General features: G+C 66.6%; 1 protein-coding gene. It reads left to right on the forward strand.

Annotation, left to right across the window (positions count from 1 at the left end):
- Window positions 1-190: ExbD/TolR family protein (locus tag ACMUOY_RS20180; protein WP_413894521.1), on the forward strand; the 190-nt coding region annotated here is incomplete at its 5' end.
- Window positions 191-293 lie beyond the last annotated feature (103 nt).

Consider the following 293-nt stretch of genomic DNA (forward strand, 5'->3'; position numbering starts at 1 on the left):
GATCATCCCCGACCGCGCCACGCTGGAGAACAGGCTCAGCCAGGTCGCCGCCCTGCCCGACCAGCCCGAGGTGCACCTGCGCCCCAACAAGCTCGTCTCCTACAAGGTCGTCGCCATGGTCATGGCCAGCGCCCAGCGCCTGGGCGTCACCAAGATCGGCCTCGTGGGCAACGAGCAGTTCCTGAAGTAGCGCACAACGTACGCGACCCCCATGAAGAACCAGGTTCAACTGATCACCTATGTCGACCGCTTCGGCGGCGGCGGGCTGGCCGACTTGCAGGCGCTGCTGACCG

It is taken from the genome of Candidatus Skiveiella danica (assembly GCF_022705245.1).
Taxonomy (GTDB): Bacteria; Pseudomonadota; Gammaproteobacteria; order Burkholderiales; family Burkholderiaceae_C; genus Skiveiella; species Skiveiella danica.